The sequence below is a fragment of the Ruegeria sp. ABV4_181 genome (assembly GCF_056158465.1).
Window position 1 is genome coordinate 894,780 of the sequence record NZ_JBSWTI010000002.1, and the last position, 20,613, is coordinate 915,392.

Below are 20,613 nucleotides of genomic sequence, written 5' to 3' on the forward strand. Positions count from 1 at the left end.
GGCTTCGCCCGTTCGGCGCTGAAACTGCTGCGGCAGAGCGGTTTCCGGGCGCGCCTCACCCCATAGAGTGACGGTAACCGGCCGAGTAGGCGCCGGTGACATAATGTTCCAGCTGGCGTTCGATATCACCCAGCAGAGACGACGCGCCAAAGCGGTACAGGTCCGGCTCCAGCCAGCGGTCGCCCAGCTCGTCCTTGATCAGCGACAGGTAAACCAGCGCGTCTTTTGCCTTGGAAATCCCACCGGCCGGCTTGTAGCCGACGCGGTATCCGGTGCGGTCATAATAGTCGCGGATCGCGCGGATCATGACCAGTGACACGGGCAGGGTGGCGTTGACGCTTTCCTTACCGGTCGAGGTCTTGATGAAATCCGCCCCCGCCATCATGCAGACCAGAGAGGCGCGCGCGACGTTGCGCAGGCTGCCCAGCTCACCAGTGGCGAGGATGGCTTTGACATGCGCATCGCCGCAGGCCACGCGGAAGGCTTTCATTTCATCATACAAAGCCTGCCAGTCGCCCGACAGAACATGGCGGCGCGAGATGACGATGTCGATCTCCTCGGCCCCGGCCTTCACGCTTTCCTCGATCTCGGCCACGCGCAGATGGAACGGAGACAGCCCGGCGGGAAATCCGGTGGATACGGCGGCAACCGGAATGCCGGTGCCTTTCAGCGCGTCAACAGCGGTTTCGATCATGTCGTGATAGACGCAGACGGCCCCGGTGGTGATCGGCGGCATGTCCAGCGCCTGCAGAACCGAAGGGGACACCGGCTGGCGCGCCTTGGCGCACAGGCGGCGTACGCGGCCCACCGTGTCATCGCCTGACAGGGTGGTCAGGTCGATCATCGTGATTGCCTTCAGCAACCACGCGGCCTGATAGTCCTTCTTCACCGACCGCCGACCGGGCAGGGTAGCGGCGCGGCGCTCGATCGCCGAGGTGTTGGCCTGCACCGCCCGCACCCAATCCAGATCCAGATCCATGCCCGGGTTCCGGGGTTCGGTCACTTGCGGCAGATGCGCGGTGCGCACGGCGCTGTCTGAGCTCTGCGTTTCCATCTTCACGTCCTTTGGGAGGTTTGCGCCAAAATCGCACGGGTCGCGGTCAAATGGAAGGCAAACCGGGTCCGCTGGGGAAAATTTTTTGACCAAATGGACAAAATCGGCGTTTTCTTGCGAATAATTCGCAATAGCGTTGACTTAGTTGCGAATGGTTCGCATATTCATTCTCAACAGGAAACCAGATCGGGGTCTGATATGATTCGTCGCAGCTTTCTTGCAGCACTGGCCTTTGCCGCTGCATTGCCACTGACGGCCTGGGCCGAGGCGCCGCTGAAGGTGGTGGCAACAACCGGCATGATCGCCGACGCCGCGCGTCAGGTTGGTGGCGATCAGGTCGAGGTGAAGGGCCTGATGGGCCCTGGTGTCGACCCGCATGCCTATCGCCAGACCCGCAGTGACATCGTTGCCATGACCCGCGCCGACCTGATCCTGTGGCACGGCCTCTATCTGGAAGCGCAGATGGAGGACTTTTTCCACGATCTCGGTCGCAAGCGCACAGTGGTGGCGGTGGCCGAGGGGGTCGACAGATCAAAGCTGCGCGCCCATGACGATTACGCCGACAAGTTCGACCCGCATGTGTGGATGAGCCCGGCCCTGTGGCGCGATGTGGTGGTCGAAGTTCAGAAGGCGCTGACCGAAGCGCGCCCGGATTCGGCGGATGTCTTCGCCGCCAACGCGCAGGCGCATCTGGCCGATATTGACCAGCTTGAAGCCTATGGCAAACAAGCGCTGGCGGCGGTGCCGGAAAACAACCGCGTACTGGTCACCGCGCATGATGCGTTTGGCTATTTCGGTGCCGAATACGGCTATGAGGTTCTGGGCATTCAGGGCATCTCGACCCAGTCCGAGGCCGGCCTGAACCGGATCGGGGAACTGGTGGAGACGCTGGTCGACCAGCAACTGACGGCGGTGTTCGTGGAAAGCTCGGTCTCTGACCGGTCGATGCGCGCGCTGATCGAAGGGGCCGCCGCCAAAGGGCACGAGGTCGGTGTCGGCGGCGAGCTGTTTTCGGACGCCATGGGCGAGCCGGGCACTTACGAAGGCACTTATGTTGGCATGCTGGATCACAACATCACGGTCATAGCCGGTGCCCTGGGGGCCGACGTGCCCGCGCGGGGCATGAACGGCAAGCTGTCGGCGGGGTTTTGAGTGATGCTGGAACTGGCCGCAGATCAGGGTGTTTCGATTGCTGAGCACGGCGTGGACGACAGCCCTCTGGCCATTCGCGGCCTGACGGTATCCTACGGACAGAAGCCTGCGGTGTTTTCGGTGGACATGACCGTAAAGCCCGGCGCGATGACAGCGATTATCGGACCGAACGGGGCGGGCAAGTCCACGCTGCTCAAGGCGGCATTGGGAATCGTCTCTCCGCTGTCCGGGCAGGTCACCGTTTTTGGTCAGCCGCTGGAACAACAGCGCGCCCGCATTGCCTATGTTCCGCAGCGCGCCAGCGTCGACTGGGATTTTCCGACCCGCGTGATTGACGTTGTCCTGATGGGGCTGTCGCGGCAACTGGGCCTGCTGGGTCGGGTTCGGGCGCGGCATATGGCCTGCGCGATGGATTGCCTGAACCGCGTTGGCATGCGCGATTTTGCGGATCGTCAGATCGGCCAGCTTTCGGGTGGTCAGCAACAGCGGGTCTTTCTGGCCCGCGCGCTGGCGCAGGACGCCGATCTGTACCTGCTGGACGAACCTTTTGCCGGGGTCGATGCGGCCACCGAAAAGGCGATCATCGCGGTGCTGAAATCGCTGAGAGAGTCGGGCAAGACGGTTGTTGTCGTGCATCACGATCTGGCCACCGTCACCGACTATTTCGATCATGTCTTCCTGATCAATACGCGCAAGGTGGCCGAGGGGCCGGTGGCCGAGGCCTTCACCGCCGAAACCCTGCAGTCGGCTTATGGCGGCCGTCTGGCCACCGCCCAGATCGATCAGATCTCGCGCGCGCTGGGATAGGCCATGCTTTGGGATGCTCTGAGCTTGCAGCTTGGCTATAACGCCACGCTGGTCGCCATTGGCGCGACCCTGCTGGGCGTGTCCGCCGGGGTGACCGGCACCTTCCTGTTTCTGCGCAAACGCGCGCTGGTCAGCGACGCGATCAGCCATGCGACCCTGCCGGGTGTTTGCCTGGCCTTCATGGTGCTGGTCGGCTTTGGCGGAGATGGGCGCAACCTGATCGGCCTGCTGGCCGGGTCCGCCGTCTCGGCCTGGATCGGGCTTTTGTGCATGAACTGGCTGACGCGCCGTACGCGGCTGGCCGAAGATGCCGCCATCGGGGCGGTGCTTTCGGTGTTCTTCGGGTTTGGCATCGTCCTGCTGACTGTGATCCAGACCATGGGCGTGGGCCGTCAGGCAGGGCTGGAAGGCTTTCTGCTGGGCTCGACCGCCGGGATGCTGTGGGCCGACGCGCTGATCATCGCGGTCGGCGGGGCGGCCACGCTGGTTCTGGTCATGATCATCCGCCGCCCGATGACCATGGTGGCTTTTGATCCTGAGTACGCGGCGGCCCGGGGCCTGCCTGTGCATCGCATTGATCTGGCCATGATGGGATTGGTGATGGCGGTCACCGTTGTTGGCCTGAAGATCGTCGGGCTGATCCTGATCGTGGCGCTGTTGATCATTCCGCCGGTGACCGCGCGGTTCTGGACCGACCGGTCGGACCGGGTTGTGCTGCTGGCCGGGCTGGCGGGCGGGCTGGCCGGGTATCTGGGCGCGGCGCTCTCGGCCTCGGCCCCCAATCTGCCCACCGGTCCGATCATCGTGCTGGTCAGCTTTGCTTTTTTCGCCGTTTCGCTGTTGCTGGCCCCTGTCCGTGGCGTTCTGGCGGCGATCCTGCGGCATCTGCGGTTTCAGCGGCGGGTCCATATCCGTCAGGGGTTGCTGGCGCTGGCACAGGGGCAAAAGATCTATGAGCCGCTGACGATCCGTTTGTTGCGGCGCGCCGGGCTGGCCCGCGCCGATGGTGTCGCCACCGAGGCGGGCAGGGCGCGCGCCGCCAAGGCGCTGCGCGACGAAAAACGCTGGGAAATCGTCCGCGCGGATCAGGCGCACGAGGCGACAGCGGCGCTGTATGACGGGTTGCGTGACATCGAAACTGTTCTGACCCGCGACCAGATCGCCGAAATCGACCGCCAGATCGGCGCCCCGCAGGAGGTGCCGGCATGAGCGGCCAGGAATTTGTCCCCTTGTCGCTGACACCGCTGCTGATCGGAACCTTTGCGGCCATCGCCTGCGCGCTGCCCGGCAACTTCCTGGTGCTGCGCAAACAGGCCCTGATCGGGGATGCGATCAGTCATGTGGTGCTGCCGGGCATCGTCGTGGCCTTTCTGCTGACCGGCGCGATCTCGACCTGGCCCATGATGCTGGGGGCTGCCGGCGCGGCAGTTGTGGCCGTGGTGATGATCGAGGCGGTCCGCCGGCTGGGGCAGATCGAACCCGGCGCGGCGATGGGGGTGATTTTCACCACCATGTTCGCCGGGGGTGTGCTGTTGCTGGAACAGACCGATACCTCGACCGTGCATCTGGATGTTGAACATGCGCTCTATGGCAATCTGGAAAGCCTGATCTGGCTGGATGCCGTCGGGTGGTCATCGGTTCTGGACCTCACCGCGCTGGCCGGTCTGCCGCCGGAACTGCCGCGCATCGCGCTGACGCTGGTCGGCGTGGTCCTGTTCATCTGGCTGTTCTGGCGGCCGCTCAAAATCTCGACCTTCGACGAAGGGTTCGCCCGCACGATCGGCATTCGCACCGGTGCGCTGGGTATGGCGCTGGTCATCATCGCGGCGATTGCGGCGGTGGCGGCCTTTGATGCGGTGGGCTCGATCATCGTGATCGCCATGTTCATCTGCCCGCCCGCCGCGGCCCGCATGATGGCCAACCGGCTGGAAACCCAGATCGCGTGGAGCGTCGTTTTCGCCTGTGTCTCGGCGATTTCGGGCTATGTGCTGGCCGGCTACGGGCCGCTGTGGCTGGGCGGTGCGGACGCGGTGAGTGCGGCCGGGATGATCGCGACGATGTCCGGGCTTATCCTGGCTGGCGCCGCGCTCTGGGGGCCGTGCCGAACCCGCGTCGGTGCGCCCGGCACCGCTTGACCCGGCATGTTCCCGCCACCGCCTTCTGCGGCGGGTCGGCTGAACTTCGCCCAGATGAACCGGCGGGCCAGAGTTAACAAGCCTCACCCCCTGTTTCATGGTAGGTCACCCGCAATTACTAAGCGCATGACCACCACTCACTTCGGATCGTTCGGACAACCGCGACCGGTATCGCCAGGTTTTGCCTGACGCAACGCGGTTGTTCGAACGCCCCCTCCCGCAAAATAGAGCAGCCAAACCGGTGGTAGAATCGTGCCCGCCTGTGCTAGGTCTAGCGGTATGGCGCAGGCAAACCCCAATATCCGCGAAAACCGACCGGTAATCCGACAGCTTGACGATGCTGCGATCAATCGAATCGCTGCCGGTGAGGTGGTGGAACGCCCGGCCTCGGCCGTGAAAGAGCTGGTGGAGAATGCCATCGACGCCGGATCGACCCGGATCGCCATCGATATTGCCGACGGTGGCAAGACGCTGATTCGGGTTACGGATGACGGGTGTGGAATTGCGCCGGATGACCTGCCGCTGGCGCTGTCGCGCCATGCGACATCGAAAATTGACGGCTCGGACCTGTTGAACATCCACACTTTCGGTTTTCGGGGCGAGGCGCTGCCGTCGCTGGGCGCTGTGGGCCGTCTGACCATCACCAGCCGGGTGCCGGGGGCCGAGGCCGCCTCGGTCCATGTTGCGGGCGGCAATGTGGATGCGGTCAAACCCGCCGCCCTGCGTTCCGGCACGGTGGTCGAGCTGCGCGATCTGTTCTTCGCCACGCCTGCCCGGCTGAAATTCATGCGCACCGACCGGGCCGAGGCGCAGGCGATCACCGACACAGTCAAGCGTCTGGCCATGGCTGAACCGGCGATCACCTTCACCCTGCGCGACGTGTCCGGCGGCGGCGAGGGCCGCGTGACCTTCCGCGCCGACCGTGAGAATGGCGATCTGTTCGACGCGCTGCACGCCCGTCTTGCCCGTGTGATCGGGCGCGAATTTGCCGAAAACGCCTTGCAGATCGACGCCACGCGTGAAGGTATCCGGCTATACGGATACGCCGCCCTGCCGACCTATTCGCGGGGCGCGGCGGTGGCGCAGTACCTGTTCGTCAATGGCCGCCCCGTGCGCGACAAGATGCTGACCGGGGCGTTGCGGGCGGCCTATTTCGATTTCCTCAGCCGCGACCGCCATCCGGCGGCGGCGCTGTTCATCGACTGTGATCCGACGCTGGTGGATGTGAACGTGCATCCGGCGAAATCCGAGGTGCGGTTCCGCGATCCCGGCGTGGCACGCGGGCTGATCGTCTCGGCCCTGCGCCACGCGCTGGCCGAGGCCGGGCATCGGGCGTCCTCAACCGTGGCCAATGCGACGCTGGGCGCGATGCGGCCGGAACCGGCGCAACCAGCCCCTGCGCGTGTCTATCAGATGGACCGGCCCTCAGCAGCGGCGCGGCAGGCCGCCTTTCAGGCGCAATCGCCGGGGTTTGCGGAACTTTCGCGGGATTACAGCGGCTCCATCGTCGAACCGACCCCCGCTGCCCCGACTGTCGAAGACCCGCCGGCGCTGGACCTGCCTCTGGGCGCGGCGCGCGGGCAGGTGCACGAAAATTACATCATCGCCCAGACCGCCGACGGCATGGTGATCGTTGACCAGCACGCCGCGCATGAGCGGCTGGTCTATGAAAAGCTCAAAACCCAGATGGCCGAAAACGGGGTCGCCGCACAGGCGCTGCTGATCCCCGAAATCGTGGAACTGTCGGAGGGCGACTGCGCGCGGCTGATGGCTGTGGCGGACGACCTGTCGCGCCTTGGTCTGACGCTGGAACCTTTCGGTGGCGGGGCTGTCGCCGTGCGCGAAACCCCGGCCATTCTGGGTGAGGTCGACGCCCGCGCGATGATTCTGGATATCCTGGACGAACTGGCCGATCAGGGTGAAAGCCAGATGGTACAGGCACGGATCGAGGCGATCCTCAGCCGCGTGGCCTGCCACGGCTCGGTCCGGTCCGGCCGCCGGATGCGCGCCGAAGAAATGAACGCCCTGCTGCGCGAGATGGAGGCGACGCCCCATTCCGGCCAGTGCAACCACGGGCGGCCGACTTACGTGGAGCTGAAGCTGAGCGATATCGAACGTCTGTTCGGGCGCAGTTGATCCCTTGGCCTTGCCGGGTTATGAAGAATAAAACAAGAACATCCGAGGCGACATGATCGAGATTGCTGGCACCCAATACGCGCTGACCGACCCCGGGATCCTGATTGCGGGCAGTGCGATCGCGTTGATCCTGCTGCTGCTGTTCCTGTCGCTGCGGGCGGCTCAGCGCTCGGCCCGGATGGCGGAACCTCTGGCGCGGCAGATGGCGCACCTGGGCCAGCATGTGCAGCAGTTGGGACAGGGGCAGGAACAGTTGCGCGGTGGTTTGAGCCATGTCTCGGACCAGCAGGCCAATGCGCAGGTGCAGGTGATCCAGACGGTGGAATCGCGCCTGTCCTCGGTGCAGCAGCAGATGAACGACCGGCTGGCGGACAACGCGATGAAATCCGCCCGCGCGCTGGCCGAGATGCAGGAGCGGATGAAGGAATCGCTGCATGGCTCGTCCAAGCAGACCGCGACCTCGCTGACGCAGTTGCAGGAACGTCTGGCCGCCATCGACAAGGCGCAGGACAACATCACCAAGCTGTCGGGCGATGTGCTGTCGCTGCAGGATATCCTGTCGAACAAGCAGACGCGTGGGGCGTTTGGAGAGATTCAGCTGAACGACATCGTCTCCAAAGCACTGCCTTCGGACAGTTTCCAATTGCAAGCGACGCTGTCGAACGGGCGACGTGCCGATTGCCTGATCAACCTGCCGAACCCTCCGGGGCCGATTGTGATCGACAGCAAGTTCCCGCTGGAAGCCTATGAGGCGCTGATCGGGTCCACCAATGACATGGAACTGAAGGCCGCGGTGCAGATGTTCCGCAGCACGGTGCGCAAGCACATCAACGATATCGCCGAGAAATACATTCTCGACGGTGAAACCGCCGATGGCGCGCTGATGTTCCTGCCGTCCGAGGCGGTCTATGCCGAGCTGCACGCCAAGTTCCCCGAACTGGTGCAGGAGAGCTTTTCCAAACGGGTCTGGATTGTGTCCCCCACCACCTGCATGGCGACCCTGAACACCATGCGCGCGATCCTGAAAGATGCCCGCATGCGCGAACAGGCGGGCGCAATCCGCAAGGAACTGGGCCTGCTGCACAAAGATGTGGAGCGTTTGGGCGACCGCGTGTCCAACCTGGACCGCCATTTCGGACAGGCGGCCAAGGATATCTCGGACATCAAGATCAGCGCCGAAAAGGCGGGCCGCAGGGCTCAGCGTCTGGACAATTTCGATTTTGAGGAACTGGCCCCCGAGGATCAGACCAATGTCGTCCCGCTGGGCAAGACCGAAGGCTAGCGTTCTGCGAAACAAATTGTCCGGCGATCACGCGGGTCCTGACCGGGATTGCGTCAATACAAGGCCGGTCAGATACGCAGAAAGGGCTGAAACAGGCGCGGCATCAGCTTGCTGAATTTCAGCGGCGCATCGGTCACGGCCAGGCAGATACAATCTTCTGAGACGTCTGCCGTCGGCGTGTGATGCACGCTTTCATCCGCGATCTCGACATCGCCCCGGGCAAAACGGTCGACCTCGTCCGAAAACGCGCCCTTGAGCACCATGGTTAGTTCCACGCCATTATGGCTGTGATCCGGTACAGCGGCCCCGGCCGGGATCAACAGCAGGCGCGCGGAGGCTTCGCGGGTGGTCGGCAGGATCGCCTGTTTCACACCCATCCCGATCGAGCGCCACTGAATATCGTCGACATCACCGCCCACGTAATCCTGCAGCGGCGCCGGCAGAACGGAACATCCCGGGCGCGCGGGTTTTGCAATCGGCGCACCCTGGGCGATCAGCGCCATCGTCGCCGCCAGCGACCCGTCGCTCATTTCAGGGGCGTCATCCTGCTCCTGCAATACGCAGCCGCCGACCGCGTCAAAGCTCTCTGCCCGCGCCCGGCAATGGTCGCACAGGGACAGGTGGGTGGCGATCATCAGGTCGAACGCTTCGGGCAGAGTACCCGCGGCGTAAGCCATCAGCAGGTCGTCCGTCAGGTGATGTTTGATCTTGTTGCTCATCTTCATCATCTCAGTTCATCGCATGGCGCAGGCGATCCAGCGCCAGCCGTATCCTTGATTTGATCGTTCCCAGGGGCAGCCCGGTTTCAGACGCGATCTCGCGGTGACTCAGGTCACCGAAATACGCCTTTTCGATCAGTTCTCTTTGCGCTTCCGGCAACGCAGTCAGCGCGTCACGCAGTTGCGCGGTTTCCTGTTGCAGCGCGATCACGTCGCCCTGATCCGGTTCCGCTTCGGGGCCCCATCCCAGATCCTCGGGTTCGGGGCGGCGCTGCTTGCGCAGCACGTCGATGCGCTTGTTCCGGGCGATCGTGAACACCCAGGTAGCCACGGTGGCCCGGGCCGGATCGAACAGATGCGCCTTGTGCCACAAGGTCGCCATCACCTCTTGCGCGCATTCCTCGGCCAGCGTGGCGTCGGATCCCGATTTGATCAGGAACGCCTTGATCCGTGGCGCGAAATGCTGAAACAGCTCGGCAAACGCCGCCTGATCCTGCGCATCCCGTATGCGTCTGACGTGGCTCACCCACTCTGTTCTGGTGTTGCAACTGTCATCCGCTCGGTCCACCGGCTTGCCCCTGATGCGTTTCTTTGCGCGCCAAGGTTTCAGTGCAGGCCCGTCGGCCGACGGTTCATCCAAGGTCACGGTATCGATCTCGGTAAACATAATCACATTACGCGGGTCAGCCCAAGGCGGATCACTTTATTCGGCCATTTTGATCCGAACCGCGCTATATTACGTAAACTCTGATACAGCGAACCGGGGAAAAGAATGCCGTTTAAACGGGTTACAGGCGGATTGGACATCAGGGTATGAACAGGGTCGACTATATCGCAGGCCATACCTATCACGGGCGCAAGGGCGCGACCCGGAACGCCTTTCGATATTCAATCGACTACATCCTGCTGGACCCGGAAAACCCACCGAGGACGCCGGCCCTGTTCTCGGTGAACCGCGCCAATGTCACGAACTGGCGCGACCGTGATCACGGCGGCGCGCCGCACCAGGGCCGTGGTGCAGCGTGGCTGCGCGACCGGTTTGACGAGATGGGGGTGGCCCAGCCAAAGACGATCCGCCTGCTGACACAGCCGCGCGTCTTTGGCCATGTGTTCAATCCGGTCAGCTTCTGGTTCTGTTTCGACGGGGAGGGGCAGCTTTACGCGGTGGTGGCCGAAGTGACCAACACCTATGGCACGCGCCACAGCTATCTGTGCCACAACCCGAACTTTGCCCCTCTCGGGCCGTCCGACCGGGTGGTGGCGGACAAGCTGATGCATGTCTCGCCGTTTCAGAAGATCGCAGGAACATACACGTTCCGCTTCGATTACCGCCCCGACCGGGTGGGCGTCTGGATCGATTACGGCCGCGCCGGGGGCGGGTTGATCGCGACGCTGACAGGTCCCCGGGCGCCGTTGACCAACCGCGCCATCCTGTGGTCCCTGCTGCGGCGTCCATTCGGCGCGCGCCGCGCCTTTGCCCTGATCCTGTGGCAGGCGCTGAAACTCAAGGTCAAACATGCCCGGTTTCGCCCGTTTCGCAGCGCCCCCGTTCCCGATCACCCGATTTCCCGCATTCGCGAACGCTGAGCGCATAGTTTGTTTGCGTAAGATCAAAGACTCAGCCGGCGCAGAGTGATTGTGGTAGGATGGAAACCGCGAACACGAGGAGTTGGGTCATGTTGGAAATCTCGGCAAGAAAAATCGCTCAGGTCGCCATGATGGGGCGCGAACTGGACCGTGCCGAGGGCGAGCTGCGCGCGTTCATCGACCGGATGGGAGAGGACGAACAGGCCGAGCTGGTTGCTGTCATGTGGATCGGGCGCGAAAGCTTTTTCGCCGAGGATCTGGCCGAGGCCATCGCCACCGCAAAATCCGAAGCCTCGACCCCCTGCGCCGATTACCTGATCGGCACGCCGCACCTGTCGGACCATCTGGAAAACGGATTGGATGCGCTGGGCATATCCGCCGAGGATGTGGAAAACGACCTGATGTAGGCGGCGGTCAGGTCAGGACCTGCATCATGAACAAACCTTAATAATTCCATCCTGCTACATTAACGCGGGCCTCCTTAATCAGTTGTGTGACGGGTATCGCAACACTGATGAGACGGAGGAAATTATGGGATACGCACAGACAGTCAGCCCGCAGAAGGGCCTCTTTTTCGGCCTGTTTTCCAACTACGCCGAAGCACGGGTCGAGCACTTTCGCCAGGGGATCTACGCCAGAACCGTTCGCGAACTGGAAAACCTCAGCGACCAGCAACTGAACGACATCGGAGTGCCGCGCGACGAGATCAAGGAACGCGCCTATCAGAGCGTGTATCACAAGCAGCCCTACCGCCGGCAGGTGCAGTAAGGCCGGTCCAACGCGAACCGTGGAGGAAAACAATGCTGGATACACATTCAATCCCCGAGACCAGGGTCATCGCCAGTGCGTTGCTGCTGTTTGACCGGGCGATGAAGCTTCAGACCATCCGGACGGACATCGTGCGGGCCGCTCAGGACCTCAACCGCCTGACGGATCACCAGCTGTCCGAGCTTGGGATCAACCGCAGCGATCTCGACGACACGATCGAAAGATTTATCTGACCGGTCGCTGCAGAATGTCCCGAAACTGAAAGGTCGACGGGTCAACGCCAAAAGCCATTCCGATATTCCGGAATGGCTTTTTTTTAAAGGTTCTGAAACTCAGGCCGTATGATCCACGACCTGAAGATGTTGCGCCAGTCTGTCGATCTCGGCCATCCAGCCCTGAACCAGCCTGGGGTCGCTGGGGGCGGCGTGCACGCCCGCCGGTATCGCGCGGTTCAGAACCGCCTCAACCGCCAGCGACACGGGGATCGACACCAGCCGCGCCATGGCCGTGCCGCGCGCGTCGCCCCAGGCATCCATCACATAAGTCTTGTGCCAGACCGCCACGCCGTCCTTTTCCGCCTTCAGACCGACGCAGAGAACAACGCGGTCCGGTTCGCCCTCGTCATAGGCGTTTTCGTCCCAGAACTGGTCCGACATCTCTTTCAGGCGCGCGTCGCCTTCGGGGCCGGACAGGGTTTCGATTTCCCGAAACACATCCGACCACGCATCCGCCCAGCCGTTCAGGCGCAGGGTGCCGCGGACGAATTCCTTTACGGTCCAGTGATCCTCGAACCGGTATTCGGCCATAAAGGGGATCGAGTCGCGGTTGGGATAGACCTCGAAGCTTTCCGGCATCGGCAACGGCGCGATATAGCTGCTGATCGCGTCCCACGGGCGCGCAACGTCCAGCGGGGCATAGTCGCGGATCGACCGCGACGGCGACCGCAGCGCCTTGAGAACGCCCAGCGGCGACCAGCTGAACTTGTAGCGGAACGGGTTGGGGTGTTTCGGGATGCCGCCGCAATAAGAGATGAAGCTCAGGTGGTTTTCCGGATCGAACGCGTCCGATGCGCGGTAGTCATCGACCAGAGCATGCGCCATCAGGTGGTCGATGCCCGGGTCCAGACCCACCTCGTTGACCAGCGCCACGCCAGCCTCACGCGCCCTGTCGTCCAGCGCGCGCATCTCGGGCGCGATGTAGGAGGACGAGACGAAATTGGCCTCTTTCGCAATCGCCAGCTCCGCCAGCGGCACGTGCCAATCACCCGGCAGCATCGAGACGATCACGTCGCCCTTTGCCAGAACCCCGCCAATCGCGTCGATGTCGAAGGCGCGGATGTCATCGGTCAGATCTCCTACTTCGGTCCTGGCCTTTTCAACGGTCCGGTTCCAGACGGTGAGTTTGTGCCCGCCTTCGATCAGGCGGCGCAGGCCGGGAATGGCCGACAGGCCGGTGCCACACCAGTGAATCGTCATGCGTAAGCTCCTTTATGGCGGTTCAGCCGAATTTCAGTTTCGCGGTCACAATTGCCCCGACAAGCAGGATCGATATCACATTCCCCAGGATCAGGGGCCATGCGGCGATCATCAACCCATAAGCCAGCCACAGGGTCAGCGTTGTCAGAATCAACAGGTTCGCAGGCAGCGACAGGTCCTTGGTCTCGCGCGTGCGCCAGGTTTTCAGGGTCTGTGGCAACCAGCAAATGGTTCCCAGAATTGCGGCCGCTGCCCCGATCAGATGTTCCATGGATGCACTCGCTTAAACATGGTTGCGGAACGTGTCCCGCGCGCGGCCCCAGACACCGGTTTCGATGTCGCCAAGCGTCAGCAGAGAAGGCAGCAGCTGTGCCGCATAATCTTCCGAGCTTTCGACCGGCAGCATCGACGGCAGGTTGTCGATCGCCATCACATCCATCACCGGGTCCGTCGCCACGCGCAGGGCCGGCGCGTCCCATGTGGTGGCCCGGTCATAGACCGGCACCGGGTTGTAATCGCTGTCCGGGTCGCAGGCCACGTCGCCGATGGCGGTCAGCTTGCGCGGCATGGTCAGGGCCGCGCGTGGGACAAAGACCGGCGTGCCGGGGCGGGCGAAGATGCAGTTCAGGAACAGGTCGTGGTCCAGTATCTCGGGGAAAGGTCCGCCGCTGGCGGTTTCCGCCATGTCCCATTTGGTGACGGGCACGCCCATCGCTTCGCACAGATCCGCGGCGCCGGTACCGACCCGGCCGAGGGCGCCAATGACGATGGCGCGGGGCCGGTCCGCGCCGGTTGCGTCCAGTTCCGCCAGCAACTCGGTGTTCAGCGCGTCCTTGCCCGGATAGACCCCAACTGGCGGGCAAACCTGCCCGCGCTGCTGCGCCGCCCATGTCTTCAGGGTCACAGCCGCCCCGGCATAGCCGGCCCAATATCCAAAGGCGGCAACGCGGCGGCCATCCTCATTCACCAGATATTCCAGATCATAGAGCGTGCCGCCCCCCGCCCTGAACCGGTCCAGCAGCGCGCGGCCCGAATGCTGGCCCTTATAGGCGTGGCCGAACATGATGTGACGATGGGGCAGGGGCGTGCCGTCCTCGGGCAGTTCCTTGAGGCCGAAGATGATCGCATCCGACGGGGCGTCGGGCCAGGAGTTTTCAGCCGCGATGTCACACCCAACTTCCTTGTAGCCGTCAATCGCAATGGCGCGGACATGGCTTTCCTCGACTGTCACGCGAATGCCCGCGGCGATCAGTGCGGCGGCGCCTTCGGGGGTCAGCCCTACCCGTTCCTCATTCGGGCGTTGCTCTGCCCGGACCCAGAGATGTGTCATGCGATATCCTTTTGTCAGAGCATTCCGGCGGCGCGCACCGCCTGAACCGAAGGTCGCGCTTCCATCGCCGCGCGGAAGGCTTCGATCTTGGGAAAGGCGGTGACGTCGACGCCGTCCCCCTCAAGCCAGCTGCACACCACATACAGGTACGCATCAGCCAGCGAGAATTCCGCGCCCAGCACAAACGGCCCGCGCAGCCCGTTCGAACAGATGTGATCGCAGGATGCCGTCATATTCTGCGCCACCTTGCCCGTCATGTCCGTCCAACTGGATTGCTGGTCGGCCCAGCGGTGCCCGCGCTGCTTGTGCGCGTGGTTCACATGCATGGTCGAGGCAAGGTAGAACATCACCTCGCGCATGCGCGCCGCCAGAATCGGGTCGCCAGGCACCAGCCCGGCTTCGGGCGCTTTGGCTGCGATATATTCCAGCAACGCCCCGGTCTCGGTCAGAATGCCGCCGTCAACGGCCAATGCGGGCACGCGGCCCTTGGGGTTGATCTGCTGATAGGCTGGCCCGGTCTGCTCACCGCCGGCGAAATCCAGTTGTATGGCCTCATAGTTCAGCCCGGCCTCTTCCAGCGCGATGGCAACGGCGACCGAAATCGTACGGGGGGCGTAGTATAGCTGCATCAGGGGACCTCCGGGCCGGGGTTACAGATGGGTTTGCGCGAACTGCCGGTCGGGCGCCTCTAGATGTGGCACGGCGTTGAACAGAACCGGGCTCAGCTGCGCGCCGATCGGGTGCAGACGATGCATTGACGTGTTCATGATGGCAAGGGCCACCCGCGCCATCGACGGGATGTCCAGCCCCATCGCCTGCCGCACCACCATCGAGATCAATCCGCCCGACGTCACGATAATCGCAGGCCCGCCCTCGGTGCCGATATCGCGCAGCGCATCCGAAACCCGGGTCTCGAATTCTTCAAAGGTCTCGGGCGTATCCTCGATCTCGCCATTCGCCCAGGCGGCGAATGTGCGCGGCAGGTGTTCCACAAACCCTTCGCGGTCGACCGGAACGGGGACGCCATGCTGTTCCTCGAACAGTTTGGCGAGCGTGAAATATTCGATCTCGTTCAGGCGCGCGTCCCGGACCGGGTCCGGCAAGCCCATGCTGGCGGCGGTCTCGGCGTGACGGACCAGCGTGCCGCAATAGGCCCGCGGGTAATGCGCCCGCGTGTCCTGCAGATGCGCGCCCAGCCAGCGGGCCTGCTGGTGGCCCAGTTCACTGAGCTTGTCATAATTGACTTCGTCACGCGCAGCCGTGTTGGCCTGGCCGTGACGGACCAGTGTGATATGTGACATGGCGGCCCCTTTCTGGCGAAGTCTTAGGGCAGGTTGCGGGCAGGGGCCAGAGGTGTTCCACCAGCTGCCGGCAAAAATCGTTTCCGCTAATGCGCTTGGCTGCCGGCTACCGAAACGGGTCAAAAAGGGCCTCGGTTTCAATACGCGGATGTTGCCTAACGGAAAAAAGTTTCCTATAGGATACAAACCTGCATGCCGCCGCATACATTCCCGATGGTCCGGCAACCGGGGCGGGCCGTTCCCGCCCATCCAAGCCTGTTGACTTGCGATGGTCTCCCGGGAACCTTGGGGTGGCACGGCTTTAGTGCAAAGCAGCCGGACCCTGCCGCGCTGCGCTCATGGACACTGGATTACGAAAGGTCTCTGACATGACATCTTCGCCAAACCGCACGCCTCTTCACTCGTTGCATGTTGAGTTGGGGGGTAAGCTGGTTGATTTTGCGGGATGGGAGATGCCTGTTCAGTATCCATTGGGGATCATGGGGGAGCACAAGCAGTGTCGTGAGAAGGCGGCGGTGTTTGATGTGTCTCATATGGGTCAGGTGATTTTGCGCGGTGAGAATGTGGGGGAGAAGCTGGAGGCTTTGTGCCCGCAGGCTTATGCGACCCTGAAGCCGGGCAAGGCGCGGTACGGGTTTTTCACCAATGCGGATGGCGGGATCATGGACGATCTGATCGTGTCGAATGCGGGGGATCACTACTTTGTGGTGGTGAACGCAGCGCTGCGGCATCAGGACATTCCGCATATGCGCGAACATCTGGACGGGGTTGAGGTGACCGAGATTTTCGACCGCGCGCTGGTGGCGGTTCAGGGTCCTGCCGCGGAAAACGTGGTGGGTGAGCTGTGCCCGGCGGCGCGGGATCTGACCTTTATGGAAACCACAATGGCCGACATCCTGGGCGTCGAATGCCGGATCTCGCGGCTGGGCTACACGGGTGAGGACGGGTATGAGATCTCGATCCCCGAGGACAAGGCGATCGAGATCACCCGCGCGTTTCTGGCGCATGAGGAGTGCGAACCGGCGGGTCTGGGCGCGCGCGACAGCCTGCGGCTGGAGGCGGGGCTGTGCCTTTATGGCAATGACATCGACCAGGGCACCTCGCCCATCGAGGCCAGCCTCGGCTGGGCGATCCAGAAGCGCCGCAAGGAAGAGGGCGGCTTTCCGGGCGCCGAGCGGGTGCAAAAGGAACTGGCCGAGGGGCCTGCGCGCAGGCTGGTGGGCATCAGGCCCGAAGGCCGGGCGCCGGCCCGTCAGGGCACGGAAATCCGGTGCAGCAATGGCAACCCCATTGGCCAGATCACCTCGGGCGGGTTTGGTCCCACGGTCGGCGGACCGGTGGCGATGGGCTATGTCGCGGCCGGCCATGGTGAGCCGGGCGAGGTGGTGCAGCTGATCATCCGGGGCAAGGCGCAGCCGGCCGAGATTGCGGCGCTGCCCTTCGTCAAACAGAATTACAAGCGTTGAAGTCAGGAGAGAGACACCATGGCAACCTATTATTCCGAAGAGCATGAATGGCTGGCCGTTGAGGGCGACATCGCCACGCTGGGCATCACCGCGCACGCTGCCGAGCAGCTGGGCGATGTGGTGTTTGTCGAGCAGCAGGAAGTGGGCGACACGTTCGAGAAAGATGGCGAGATCGGGGTGATCGAATCCGTCAAGGCCGCGTCCGAGCTCTATGCCCCGGTCGATGGCGAGATCACCGAAGTGAACGAGACGCTGGCCGACAATCCCGGCGCGCTGAACGACGACCCCGAGGGTGAGGCCTGGATCTACAAGATCAAGGTGACCGACGCCGCGCAGCTCGAAGATCTGATGGATGAGGCCGGCTACAAGGCCTTCATCGGCTAAACCCATGTCGGGGCCCTGATTCCGGGGCTCCGCCCGTTCGGGCCTGAACCAGTCCGCCGGACAGGTTCCGGGACGGCCCTTACCCCACGCCGGAGGCCTCTGCCGCCTCCGCCCGACCTGACCTATTCGACAGGAGCGCTGCAATGGCCTTCAAACTGACCGATTACGAAGCCTATGACTTTGCCAACCGCCGCCATATCGGCCCGTCGCCCACCGAGATGCGCGACATGCTCAAGGTGATCGGCTTCAAAACGCTGGACCAGCTGATTGATGCCACCGTGCCGCCGGCGATCCGGCAGAAGGAACCGCTGGACTGGGGCCCGGCGATGACCGAGCGCGACGCGCTCTTTCATATGAAAGAAGTGGCGGGCAAGAACAAGGTTCTGACCTCGCTGATCGGTCAGGGCTATTACGGCACCACCACGCCCGCGCCGATCCTGCGCAACATCCTGGAAAACCCGGCCTGGTACACCGCCTATACGCCTTATCAGCCCGAGATCAGCCAGGGCCGGCTTGAGGCGCTGTTGAACTTCCAGACTATGGTCAGCGACCTGACCGGGCTCGATGTGGCCAACGCATCCCTGCTGGACGAAGCCACCGCAGCCGCCGAGGCGATGGCGATGGCCAAGCGCGGCGGCCGGTCGAAGGCCAATAACGCGGCTTTCTTTGTCGACAAGAACTGCCACCCGCAGACCATCGCGGTCATTAAAACCCGGGCTGAGCCTCTGGGCATCGAGGTGCAGGTCGCCGATCCGGATACGCTGGATGCGGGATCGGTCTTTGGTGCGATCTTCCAATATCCCGGCACCCATGGCCATGTGCGCGACTTCACCGCCGAGATCGCGGCGCTGCATGAACATAAAGCGATTGCCATCGTGGCCGCCGACATCCTGTCACTGGCGCTGCTGAAGTCACCGGGTGAGATGGGCGCGGATATCGCCATCGGCTCGACCCAGCGCTTTGGCGTGCCGATGGGCTATGGCGGGCCGCACGCGGCCTATATGGCGACCACCGACAAGCTGAAGCGGGCAATGCCGGGCCGGATCATCGGCGTCAGCATCGACAGCCGCGGCAACAAGGCCTATCGCCTGGCGCTGCAGACCCGCGAGCAGCACATCCGGCGCGAGAAGGCGAACTCGAATGTCTGCACCGCGCAGGCGCTCTTGGCGGTGATTGCCTCGATGTATGCCGTGTACCACGGCCCCGACGGCATCAAGGCCATCGCGCAATCGGTGCACCGCAAGACCTCACGCATGGCCGCCGGTCTGGAAGAGGCGGGCTTTGCCGTTGAACCCGAGGTGTTCTTCGACACCATCACGGTCGAGGTCGGCCATCTGCAGAAAACGGTCATGGAGGCCGCCGTGGCCCGGGGCGTCAACCTGCGCAAGGTGGGTGACACGAAAGTGGGCATCAGCCTGGACGAACAGACCCGCCCCGAGACCATCGAGGCGGTCTGGGGCGCTTTCGGCATCGACCGCAAGGATGACAGTTCGAACAAACTCTATCGCCTGCCGGACTATGCGCTGCGCGAAAGCGCCTATCTGACCCACGAGATCTTCCACAAGAACCGGGCCGAGGCCGAGATCACGCGGTACATGCGCCGTCTGGCCGACCGCGACCTGGCGCTGGACCGGGCGATGATCCCGCTGGGGTCGTGCACCATGAAGCTGAACGCCACGATCGAGATGATCCCGGTCACCTGGCCCGAGTTCGGCAACCTGCACCCGTTCTGCCCTGAAGATCAGGCGCAGGGCTATCACGAGATGATTGCTGATCTGAACGACAAGCTGTGCCAGATCACCGGCTATGACGCGATCAGCCAACAGCCCAACTCGGGCGCGCAGGGCGAATACGCAGGCCTGCTGACCATCCGCAACTATCACTTCGCCCGCGGCGAAGGGCACCGCAATGTCTGCCTGATCCCGACCTCGGCCCATGGCACCAACCCGGCCTCGGCGCAGATGGTGGGCTGGCAGGTTGTGCCGGTGCAATCGGATGAGAACGGCAATATCGACCTGAACGACTTCCGCGCCAAGGCGGAAAAGCACAGCGACCATCTGGCCGGCTGCATGATCACCTACCCCTCGACCCATGGCGTGTTCGAGACCACCGTGCAGGAGGTCTGCCAGATCACCCATGATCACGGCGGTCAGGTCTATATCGACGGGGCCAACATGAATGCCATGGTGGGTCTCTCGCGACCGGGGGATATTGGCGGCGATGTCAGCCACCTGAACCTGCACAAGACCTTCTGCATCCCGCATGGCGGCGGCGGCCCCGGCATGGGTCCGATCGGCGTCAAGGCGCATCTGGAAGAACATCTGCCCGGCCACCCGGAATACGGCAGTGCCGTCGGTCCGGTCTCGGCGGCGCCTTTTGGCTCGCCGTCCATCCTGCCCGTCTCATGGGCCTATGTGCTGCTGATGGGGGGGGCAGGTCTGACGCAGGCCACGAAAGTGGCGATCCTGAACGCCAACTACATCGCCGCGCGTCTGGCCGAGGCCTATCCGATCCTCTACACCTCCGAGACTGGCCGGGTGGCGCATGAATGCATCCTCGACACAAGACCGCTGGACGAGGCGGCGCATGTCAGCGTCGATGACATCGCCAAGCGACTGGTGGACAGCGGCTTCCACGCGCCGACCATGTCCTGGCCGGTGGCCGGCACCCTGATGGTGGAGCCGACGGAATCGGAACCCAAGGATGAGCTGGACCGTTTCTGCGACGCCATGCTGTCGATCCGCGCGGAAGCGCAGGACATCATCGACGGCAGGATCGACGCGGAAAACAACCCGCTGAAAAACGCCCCCCACACGGTGCGCGATCTGGTCGGCGACTGGGACCGCCCCTACACCCGCGAACAGGCCTGCTTCCCCCCGGGCTCCATGGGCGTCGACAAATACTGGTCCCCCGTCAACCGCGTCGACAACGCATACGGAGACCGAAACCTCATCTGCACATGCCCACCCATGGCAGAATACGAAGACGCAGCAGAATAGCGACAACGCCCGCCTCGG

Annotated in this window: 21 protein-coding genes; 13 read left to right on the forward strand and 8 right to left on the reverse strand. The window is 63.4% G+C overall.

Translation table 11 applies throughout. The annotated features are described in order from the left end of the window. Positions 1-55: 55 nt before the first annotated feature. Positions 56-1,054: a deoxyribose-phosphate aldolase gene (gene deoC, locus ACXAC3_RS04455; RefSeq protein WP_475157072.1), complete on the reverse strand. Its 999-nt coding sequence runs from the start codon at positions 1,052-1,054 to the stop codon at positions 56-58. Positions 1,055-1,252: 198 nt separating this feature from the next. On the opposite strand from deoC, the gene ACXAC3_RS04460 reads away from it, so the two are divergent. The 6 genes from ACXAC3_RS04460 to ACXAC3_RS04485 all read left to right on the forward strand — a co-directional run bounded on the left by ACXAC3_RS04460 (position 1,253) and on the right by ACXAC3_RS04485 (position 8,566). Further along, positions 1,253-2,206: a metal ABC transporter solute-binding protein, Zn/Mn family gene (locus ACXAC3_RS04460; RefSeq protein WP_475157075.1), complete on the forward strand. Its 954-nt coding sequence runs from the start codon at positions 1,253-1,255 to the stop codon at positions 2,204-2,206. 3 nt (positions 2,207-2,209) lie between these two features. Next, a complete protein-coding gene (locus ACXAC3_RS04465; protein ID WP_475163369.1) occupies positions 2,210-3,013 on the forward strand; it encodes a metal ABC transporter ATP-binding protein in 804 nt (267 codons plus the stop codon). 3 nt (positions 3,014-3,016) lie between these two features. Then, positions 3,017-4,222 (forward strand): metal ABC transporter permease, encoded by a 1,206-nt coding sequence (locus ACXAC3_RS04470; protein ID WP_475157080.1) that lies wholly within the window; start codon positions 3,017-3,019, stop codon positions 4,220-4,222. Continuing rightward, positions 4,219-5,148, forward strand: coding sequence for a metal ABC transporter permease (locus ACXAC3_RS04475; protein ID WP_475157083.1), 930 nt, complete (start codon positions 4,219-4,221; stop codon positions 5,146-5,148). The genes ACXAC3_RS04470 and ACXAC3_RS04475 overlap by 4 nt, the downstream gene beginning before the upstream one ends. Before the next feature lie 279 nt (positions 5,149-5,427). Next, positions 5,428-7,284 (forward strand): DNA mismatch repair endonuclease MutL, encoded by a 1,857-nt coding sequence (gene mutL / locus ACXAC3_RS04480; protein ID WP_475157085.1) that lies wholly within the window; start codon positions 5,428-5,430, stop codon positions 7,282-7,284. A 52-nt stretch (positions 7,285-7,336) separates the two neighbouring features. Next, the gene (locus ACXAC3_RS04485; protein WP_475157089.1) at positions 7,337-8,566 is read left to right on the forward strand and encodes a DNA recombination protein RmuC; all 1,230 of its coding nucleotides are present in this window, start codon (positions 7,337-7,339) and stop codon (positions 8,564-8,566) included. Positions 8,567-8,634: 68 nt separating this feature from the next. Here ACXAC3_RS04485 and ACXAC3_RS04490 read toward each other — a convergent pair whose 3' ends face one another. Together ACXAC3_RS04490 and ACXAC3_RS04495 are read right to left on the reverse strand one after the other, a co-directional pair. Next, the gene (locus tag ACXAC3_RS04490; protein WP_475157092.1) at positions 8,635-9,285 is read right to left on the reverse strand and encodes a ChrR family anti-sigma-E factor; all 651 of its coding nucleotides are present in this window, start codon (positions 9,283-9,285) and stop codon (positions 8,635-8,637) included. 10 nt (positions 9,286-9,295) lie between these two features. Further along, positions 9,296-9,811, reverse strand: coding sequence for a sigma-70 family RNA polymerase sigma factor (locus ACXAC3_RS04495; RefSeq protein ID WP_475157096.1), 516 nt, complete (start codon positions 9,809-9,811; stop codon positions 9,296-9,298). Positions 9,812-10,098: 287 nt separating this feature from the next. Between ACXAC3_RS04495 and ACXAC3_RS04500 the strand changes: the two genes are divergently transcribed. From ACXAC3_RS04500 to ACXAC3_RS04515, 4 genes are all read left to right on the forward strand, one after another. Beyond that, complete coding sequence (locus tag ACXAC3_RS04500; protein ID WP_475157099.1) at positions 10,099-10,872, forward strand: DUF1365 domain-containing protein; 774 nt, start codon at positions 10,099-10,101, stop codon at positions 10,870-10,872. Positions 10,873-10,961: 89 nt separating this feature from the next. Further along, positions 10,962-11,279 carry a DUF3775 domain-containing protein gene (locus tag ACXAC3_RS04505; protein WP_170408475.1) on the forward strand — a complete coding sequence of 106 codons (318 nt, stop codon included), beginning with the start codon at positions 10,962-10,964 and terminating at the stop codon, positions 11,277-11,279. 124 nt (positions 11,280-11,403) lie between these two features. Continuing rightward, the gene (locus ACXAC3_RS04510) at positions 11,404-11,640 is read left to right on the forward strand and encodes a DUF1127 domain-containing protein (protein ID WP_475157107.1); all 237 of its coding nucleotides are present in this window, start codon (positions 11,404-11,406) and stop codon (positions 11,638-11,640) included. A 32-nt stretch (positions 11,641-11,672) separates the two neighbouring features. After that, positions 11,673-11,873 (forward strand): hypothetical protein, encoded by a 201-nt coding sequence (locus ACXAC3_RS04515; RefSeq protein ID WP_475157112.1) that lies wholly within the window; start codon positions 11,673-11,675, stop codon positions 11,871-11,873. 99 nt (positions 11,874-11,972) lie between these two features. Here the strand turns inward: ACXAC3_RS04515 and ACXAC3_RS04520 are convergent, their stop codons facing one another. From ACXAC3_RS04520 to ACXAC3_RS04540, 5 genes are read right to left on the reverse strand one after another with little or no spacing between them, the layout of a single operon-like run. Continuing rightward, a complete protein-coding gene (locus ACXAC3_RS04520; RefSeq protein WP_475157118.1) occupies positions 11,973-13,115 on the reverse strand; it encodes a saccharopine dehydrogenase family protein in 1,143 nt (380 codons plus the stop codon). Between the two features lie 22 nt (positions 13,116-13,137). Further along, the gene (locus ACXAC3_RS04525; RefSeq protein WP_475157122.1) at positions 13,138-13,386 is read right to left on the reverse strand and encodes a SemiSWEET family sugar transporter; all 249 of its coding nucleotides are present in this window, start codon (positions 13,384-13,386) and stop codon (positions 13,138-13,140) included. A 12-nt stretch (positions 13,387-13,398) separates the two neighbouring features. Beyond that, on the reverse strand, positions 13,399-14,445 hold the full coding sequence (locus tag ACXAC3_RS04530) for a saccharopine dehydrogenase (protein WP_475157126.1): 1,047 nt from the start codon (positions 14,443-14,445) through the stop codon (positions 13,399-13,401). Between the two features lie 14 nt (positions 14,446-14,459). Further along, on the reverse strand, positions 14,460-15,074 hold the full coding sequence (locus ACXAC3_RS04535) for a glutathione S-transferase family protein (RefSeq protein ID WP_475157131.1): 615 nt from the start codon (positions 15,072-15,074) through the stop codon (positions 14,460-14,462). Positions 15,075-15,095: 21 nt separating this feature from the next. Further along, the gene (locus ACXAC3_RS04540; protein ID WP_475157136.1) at positions 15,096-15,746 is read right to left on the reverse strand and encodes a histidine phosphatase family protein; all 651 of its coding nucleotides are present in this window, start codon (positions 15,744-15,746) and stop codon (positions 15,096-15,098) included. 368 nt (positions 15,747-16,114) lie between these two features. Here ACXAC3_RS04540 and gcvT point away from each other — a divergent pair, with 368 nt between their 5' ends. The 3 genes from gcvT (at position 16,115) to gcvP (ending at position 20,595) form a co-directional block, all read left to right on the forward strand. Next, entirely contained in the window at positions 16,115-17,212 is a 1,098-nt protein-coding gene (gcvT, locus tag ACXAC3_RS04545) for a glycine cleavage system aminomethyltransferase GcvT (protein WP_475157142.1), read from the forward strand. Positions 17,213-17,230: 18 nt separating this feature from the next. Further along, complete coding sequence (gene gcvH, locus ACXAC3_RS04550; RefSeq protein WP_475153844.1) at positions 17,231-17,596, forward strand: glycine cleavage system protein GcvH; 366 nt, start codon at positions 17,231-17,233, stop codon at positions 17,594-17,596. Positions 17,597-17,739: 143 nt separating this feature from the next. Then, the gene (gene gcvP, locus ACXAC3_RS04555) at positions 17,740-20,595 is read left to right on the forward strand and encodes an aminomethyl-transferring glycine dehydrogenase (protein ID WP_475153850.1); all 2,856 of its coding nucleotides are present in this window, start codon (positions 17,740-17,742) and stop codon (positions 20,593-20,595) included. Positions 20,596-20,613 lie beyond the last annotated feature (18 nt).

Excerpts from the sequence above, each read along its gene's own strand:
- ACXAC3_RS04540 (WP_475157136.1), bottom strand. The coding sequence starts at position 15,746 with ATGTCACATATCACACTGGTCCGTCACGGCCAGGCCAACACGGCTGCG.
- ACXAC3_RS04485 (WP_475157089.1), top strand. The coding sequence starts at position 7,337 with ATGATCGAGATTGCTGGCACCCAATACGCGCTGACCGACCCCGGGATC.
- ACXAC3_RS04520 (WP_475157118.1), bottom strand. The coding sequence starts at position 13,115 with ATGACGATTCACTGGTGTGGCACCGGCCTGTCGGCCATTCCCGGCCTG.
- ACXAC3_RS04490 (WP_475157092.1), bottom strand. The coding sequence starts at position 9,285 with ATGAGCAACAAGATCAAACATCACCTGACGGACGACCTGCTGATGGCT.
- ACXAC3_RS04475 (WP_475157083.1), top strand. The coding sequence starts at position 4,219 with ATGAGCGGCCAGGAATTTGTCCCCTTGTCGCTGACACCGCTGCTGATC.
- ACXAC3_RS04500 (WP_475157099.1), top strand. The coding sequence starts at position 10,099 with ATGAACAGGGTCGACTATATCGCAGGCCATACCTATCACGGGCGCAAG.
- ACXAC3_RS04505 (WP_170408475.1), top strand. The coding sequence starts at position 10,962 with ATGTTGGAAATCTCGGCAAGAAAAATCGCTCAGGTCGCCATGATGGGG.
- ACXAC3_RS04465 (WP_475163369.1), top strand. The coding sequence starts at position 2,210 with ATGCTGGAACTGGCCGCAGATCAGGGTGTTTCGATTGCTGAGCACGGC.
- ACXAC3_RS04515 (WP_475157112.1), top strand. The coding sequence starts at position 11,673 with ATGCTGGATACACATTCAATCCCCGAGACCAGGGTCATCGCCAGTGCG.
- ACXAC3_RS04535 (WP_475157131.1), bottom strand. The coding sequence starts at position 15,074 with ATGCAGCTATACTACGCCCCCCGTACGATTTCGGTCGCCGTTGCCATC.
- ACXAC3_RS04470 (WP_475157080.1), top strand. The coding sequence starts at position 3,017 with ATGCTTTGGGATGCTCTGAGCTTGCAGCTTGGCTATAACGCCACGCTG.
- ACXAC3_RS04530 (WP_475157126.1), bottom strand. The coding sequence starts at position 14,445 with ATGACACATCTCTGGGTCCGGGCAGAGCAACGCCCGAATGAGGAACGG.
- ACXAC3_RS04460 (WP_475157075.1), top strand. The coding sequence starts at position 1,253 with ATGATTCGTCGCAGCTTTCTTGCAGCACTGGCCTTTGCCGCTGCATTG.
- gcvH (WP_475153844.1), top strand. The coding sequence starts at position 17,231 with ATGGCAACCTATTATTCCGAAGAGCATGAATGGCTGGCCGTTGAGGGC.
- ACXAC3_RS04510 (WP_475157107.1), top strand. The coding sequence starts at position 11,404 with ATGGGATACGCACAGACAGTCAGCCCGCAGAAGGGCCTCTTTTTCGGC.
- ACXAC3_RS04525 (WP_475157122.1), bottom strand. The coding sequence starts at position 13,386 with ATGGAACATCTGATCGGGGCAGCGGCCGCAATTCTGGGAACCATTTGC.
- gcvP (WP_475153850.1), top strand. The coding sequence starts at position 17,740 with ATGGCCTTCAAACTGACCGATTACGAAGCCTATGACTTTGCCAACCGC.
- mutL (WP_475157085.1), top strand. The coding sequence starts at position 5,428 with ATGGCGCAGGCAAACCCCAATATCCGCGAAAACCGACCGGTAATCCGA.
- deoC (WP_475157072.1), bottom strand. The coding sequence starts at position 1,054 with ATGGAAACGCAGAGCTCAGACAGCGCCGTGCGCACCGCGCATCTGCCG.
- gcvT (WP_475157142.1), top strand. The coding sequence starts at position 16,115 with ATGACATCTTCGCCAAACCGCACGCCTCTTCACTCGTTGCATGTTGAG.